4 protein-coding genes are annotated in these 4822 nt (G+C 69.7%); 3 read left to right on the top strand and 1 reads right to left on the bottom strand.

What is annotated here, in order from left to right; genetic code table 11:
• A partial coding sequence (locus tag GCU69_RS20100; protein ID WP_268969329.1) for an alpha-amylase family glycosyl hydrolase occupies positions 1 to 1128 on the bottom strand: 1128 nt, incomplete at its 3' end.
• Positions 1129 to 1506: 378 nt separating this feature from the next.
• Here GCU69_RS20100 and GCU69_RS20095 point away from each other — a divergent pair.
• From GCU69_RS20095 to GCU69_RS20085, 3 genes are all read left to right on the top strand, one after another.
• On the top strand, positions 1507 to 2778 hold the full coding sequence (locus tag GCU69_RS20095; protein WP_098751606.1) for an extracellular solute-binding protein: 1272 nt from the start codon (positions 1507 to 1509) through the stop codon (positions 2776 to 2778).
• Positions 2779 to 2916: 138 nt separating this feature from the next.
• On the top strand, positions 2917 to 3795 hold the full coding sequence (locus GCU69_RS20090) for a carbohydrate ABC transporter permease (RefSeq protein WP_098751605.1): 879 nt from the start codon (positions 2917 to 2919) through the stop codon (positions 3793 to 3795).
• Between the two features lie 137 nt (positions 3796 to 3932).
• Positions 3933 to 4739: a sugar ABC transporter permease gene (locus GCU69_RS20085; protein ID WP_098751611.1), complete on the top strand. Its 807-nt coding sequence runs from the start codon at positions 3933 to 3935 to the stop codon at positions 4737 to 4739.
• The last annotated feature ends 83 nt before the right edge of the window (positions 4740 to 4822 follow it).

The raw sequence follows: 4822 nt of genomic DNA, 5'->3' as shown, positions 1-4822 counted from the left end.
CGCGAGCATCAGCAGCGCGGCGGCGCGGGCCCGGCGCAGGCCCCGCTCGGGGTCCCCGTCGGCGTACCGGGTGGTGTGCCGGACCACGTCGTGGTTGGACAGCACCCAGGTGGTGGGCGCGCCGACGGAGCCGGTCGCGCGCAGGGACTCGTCGACGACGGTGCGCAGCGCGCCGGGCTCCCACGGCGACTTCAGGAACTGGAAGTTGAACGCCTGGTGCAGCTCGTCGGGGCGGACGTACAGCGCGAGCCGCTCGGGGGACGGCGCCCAGGCCTCGGCGACGCCGATCCGGTCGCCGCCGTAGGAGTCCAGCAGCCGGCGCCAGTGGCGGTGGATCTCGTGGACGCCGTCCTGGTCGAAGAAGGGCAGCACCTGGTTGCCGATGAGTTCGGCCTGCCGGCCGTGGCCGATGTCGGGCAGGCCCGCGGCCTTGACCATGCCGTGCGCGACGTCGATCCGGAAGCCGTCGACGCCGAGGTCCAGCCAGAAGCGGAGGATGGCGTCGAACTCGCGGCGGACCTCCGGGTCGTCCCAGTTCAGGTCGGGCTGCTCGGGGGCGAAGAGGTGCAGATACCACTCGCCGGGGGTGCCGTCGGGGTTCTTCGTACGGGTCCAGGCGGGGCCGCCGAAGACGGACTCCCAGTCGTTCGGCGGCAGCTCGCCGGACGCGCCGCGGCCGGGCCGGAAGAGGTAGCGGGCGCGGGCGGGCGACCCGGGGCCCTCGCGCAGCGCCTGACGGAACCAGTCGTGCCGGTCGGAGGTGTGGTTCGGGACGATGTCGGTGATCACCCGGAGGCCCAGCCCGTGGGCGGCGCGGATCAGCTCGCGGGCGTCGTCCAGGTCGCCGAAGAGCGGGTCGACGACGCGGTAGTCGGCGACGTCGTAGCCGCCGTCGGCCTGCGGAGAGGCGTAGAAGGGGGTCAGCCAGACGGCGTCCACGCCGAGCCGGGCCAGATGCGGCAACCGCTCACGGGCGCCGCGCAGGTCGCCGACGCCGTCGCCGTCACCGTCCGCGAACGAGCGCACGTAGACCTGGTAGATCACTGCGTCCCGCCACCATCCCGTGCGGCTGGAGGCCGGGAGGCCCGCCGCGGGTTCGGAGAGGGAGGGCGTGAGCTCCTGGGTCATCGTCGGTCCCCTTCGGGTAGGCGCCGGGCTTGCGGAGGCCCGCACGCCAGGAACGTAACAGCTTTGCAATGCCTTGCGGAAGTGCATGCAGAATCTTGCAGCAGCCGTGCCATGGCTGCTGACCGGCGCGTCAAGGGGCCGCATGGCAACTCTGCGGACACGCCGATGTAACGATCCGGGGGCCTTGCAGAAATTTGCCGCAAGGTCTTTCGAGCGCTTTGCATCCCTGTTACGTTCCTGCCCAACCCGGTGCCGCGACGGCGCGGCCGGCAGGCGGCCGACGGGGATGCCGTGTGATCTTCCGTGCGCGACGCCGCGGAGACGCACACGACACCCCGGGCCCCGGCACCTCCCGGGCCTGATCCGAAGGAGTTCACAATGCGGCGTGGCATAGCGGCCACCGCGCTGGTCGCGACCCTCTCCCTGGCGGCGACAGCGTGTGGCGGGGACAGTGACGACGGGGGCGACAAGAAGGGCTCGGGTGAGCTATCCGGCACCGTGACCTTCTGGGACACCTCCAACGACGCGGAGAAGGCGACGTACAAGAAGCTCGCGGAAGGCTTCGAGAAGAAGCACCCGGGCGTCGACGTCCGTTACGTGAACGTGCCGTTCGGCGAGGCCAACGCCAAGTTCAAGAACGCCGCGGGCGGCAACTCCGGCGCGCCCGACGTGATGCGCACCGAGGTCGCCTGGGTCGCCGACTTCGCCAACCTCGGCTACCTCGCGCCGCTCGACGGCACGCCCGCCCTGGACGAGGTGGACGACTACCTCCCGCAGGCCGTCGGCAGCACCGAGTTCGAGGACAAGACGTACGCCGCCCCGCAGACCATCGACACCCTCGGGCTCTTCTACAACAAGAGGATCCTGAAGGAGGCCGGCGTCGAGGTCCCGAAGACCTGGGAGGACGTCAAGGACTCCGCCGACGCGATCAAGGACAGGACCGGCGCCACCGCGCTGTACCTCCGCGGCGACGACGCGTACTACTTCCTGCCGTACCTCTACGGCGAGGGCGGCGACATGGTCGACGACCAGGCCCAGGACATCAAGATCGACGACCCCGAGTCCGTCAAGGCCTTCGAGACGATGAAGGACCTGGTCGACTCCGGCGCCGCGATCACCGACGCCAGCGACGGCTACAACAACCAGCTCAAGGCGGTCAAGGACGGCGACGTCGCGATGGCGCTCGACGGTCCCTGGTCCATCGAGGGCGTGCTGGCCGGCAAGGAGTTCAAGGACAAGGACAACCTCGGCGTCGCCCCCGTCCCGGGCGGCAGCGAGACCGCCGGCGCGCCGCAGGGCGGCTGGAACCTCTCGGTCTACGCCGGCTCGTCGAACCTCGACGCCTCGTACGAGTTCGTCAAGTACATGAGCTCCGCCGACGTGCAGCAGCAGACCGCCGAGAAGCTGAGCCTGCTGCCCACCCGCTCCTCCGTCTACGAGGTCGAGTCGGTCAAGAACAACGAGATGGTGCAGTTCTTCAAGCCCGCCGTCGACAAGGCCGTGGAGCGGCCGTGGATCGCCGAGGGCAACTCGCTCTTCGAGCCGATCAAGGTCCAGCTGAACAAGGTGCTCACCGGGGACTCCTCGCCGAAGCAGGCCGCCGAGGCCACCGGCAAGGAGTACGCGAAGCTCCTCAAGGACTACAAGTGAGCGACGGCGAGCGACAGGGAAGAGGCTGAACCGACCCATGGCTGTCCAGACCGGCCGGCCGGTGACCGGGGCCGCCCGCCCGAGAAGACCCCCGGCCGCATACGCCGGGCGCTGTCCACGCACTGGTACGCATGGACCATGGTCGCCCCCGTGGTGGCCGTGATCGGCGTGATCATCGGCTACCCCCTGGTGCGCGGGCTGTATCTGTCGCTCACCGACGCCGACGAGGCCAACGTCGAGCGCACCATCGGCGTCAACACCATCGAGGCGACCTACGAGTTCGTCGGACTGGAGAACTACCGGACCGTCCTCACCGACAGCGTCTTCTGGGACCGGCTCGGCTGGACCGTGGTCTGGACCGTCGCCTGCGTCGGGTTCACCTTCCTCATCGGCCTCTCCCTGGCCAACATGCTCAACCGGAAGCTCGCCGGGCGCACCTTCTACCGGATGGCGCTGATCCTGCCCTGGGCCATCCCCGCCTTCGTCTCGGTCTTCACCTGGCGGATGCTCTACAACGAGAAGAGCGGCATCCTCAACAGCCTGCTCGCCGGCGGCGGCATCGACGCCGTGCCGTGGCTGAACGACCCGACCTGGGCCAAGGTCTCCGTCATCGCCGTCAACATCTGGCTCGGCGTGCCCTTCATGCTGGTCGCGCTGCTCGGCGGACTCCAGTCCATCCCCAAGGAGCTGTACGAGGCCGCCTCGATGGACGGCGCGAACGCCTGGCAGCGGTTCCGCAACATCACCCTGCCCGGGCTGCGCTCGGTCAGCTCCACCGTGGTCCTGCTCTCCACGATCTGGACCTTCAACATGTTCCCGGTGATCTTCCTGCTGACCCGCGGCGGACCCGGTGACTCCACGGAGATCCTGGTGACGTACGCCTACCGGCTCTCCTTCGTCAACAGCCCCCGCGACTACGCGGGATCGGCGGCCTGGGGCGTGCTCATCCTGCTGCTCCTCACGCTCATCGCGGTGGTCTACCGCCGTGCGCTCCGCAAGCAGGGAGAGGTGTGGTGACCGTGACCACGACGACCGCAGGCCCGCACGGAACGGGCAGCACCGGCGGCGCCGGGAGCACCGGAGACACCGGGAGCACGGGCGGCGCGGCCGTCACCGGGCCGCCCGCCCGGGGGCCGCGCCGCGAACGCGGCCCGCTGGCCTCCGCCGGGCTGCACGCCGGGCTGCTGACCGCAGCCGTCATCGCGGTCTTCCCGCCGCTGTGGCTGCTGATCACGTCCTTCAAGCCCAAGCACGACGCCTTCTCCACCGACCTGGTCACCAACTTCACCTTCGCCAACTACTCGCACGTCCTCGCCGACACCGAGTTCCTCACCTGGTTCGGCAACTCCGTGCTCGTCGTCGGCGTCACCACCGTGCTCGGCGTCTTCATCGCCGCCACCACCGGCTACGCCGTCAGCCGTTTCCGCTTCCCCGGGATGCGGTCGCTGATGTGGCTGCTGCTGATCACCCAGATGTTCCCGGTCGCGGTGCTGATCGTGCCGCTCTACAACCTGATGGCGAGCTTCGGACTGCTCAACCAGCCGATCGGCCTGGTGATCACGTACCTGACCATCGCGGTGCCGTTCTGCGCCTGGATGATGAAGGGCTTCTTCGACACCATCCCGGCCGAGATCGACGAGTCCGGCCGTGTCGACGGACTGAACCCGTTCGGCACCTTCTGGCGGCTGGTGCTGCCGCTGGCCAAGCCCGGCCTCGCCGTCACCGGCTTCTACACCTTCGTCACCGCCTGGGCCGAGGTCGCCTACGCCTCCGCCTTCATGACCGGCGAGGACAACATGACGCTGGCCGGCGGTCTGCAGACCTTCGTCAACCAGTACACCAGCGACTGGGGCTCGATGACCGCCGCCGCCGTGATCATCGCCGTACCGGCGGCGGTCGTCTTCGGCTTCGCGCAACGCCATCTGGTCTCCGGCCTCACCGCCGGGGCGACCAAGTCCTGACCGGTCCGCCCGCCGCCGGACGCCCGGCGGCGGGACCGGCCCGCGCCGGCCGCGCCCGGCAGCCTGTCGCACCGCACCGCACC

It is taken from the genome of Streptomyces lycii (assembly GCF_009735685.1).
Classification (GTDB): domain Bacteria; phylum Actinomycetota; class Actinomycetes; order Streptomycetales; family Streptomycetaceae; genus Streptomyces; species Streptomyces lycii.
This window is presented reverse-complemented; position numbering and strand designations above follow the sequence as displayed.

Excerpts from the sequence above, each read along its gene's own strand:
- GCU69_RS20090 (WP_098751605.1), top strand. The coding sequence starts at position 2,917 with ATGGTCGCCCCCGTGGTGGCCGTGATCGGCGTGATCATCGGCTACCCC.
- GCU69_RS20095 (WP_098751606.1), top strand. The coding sequence starts at position 1,507 with ATGCGGCGTGGCATAGCGGCCACCGCGCTGGTCGCGACCCTCTCCCTG.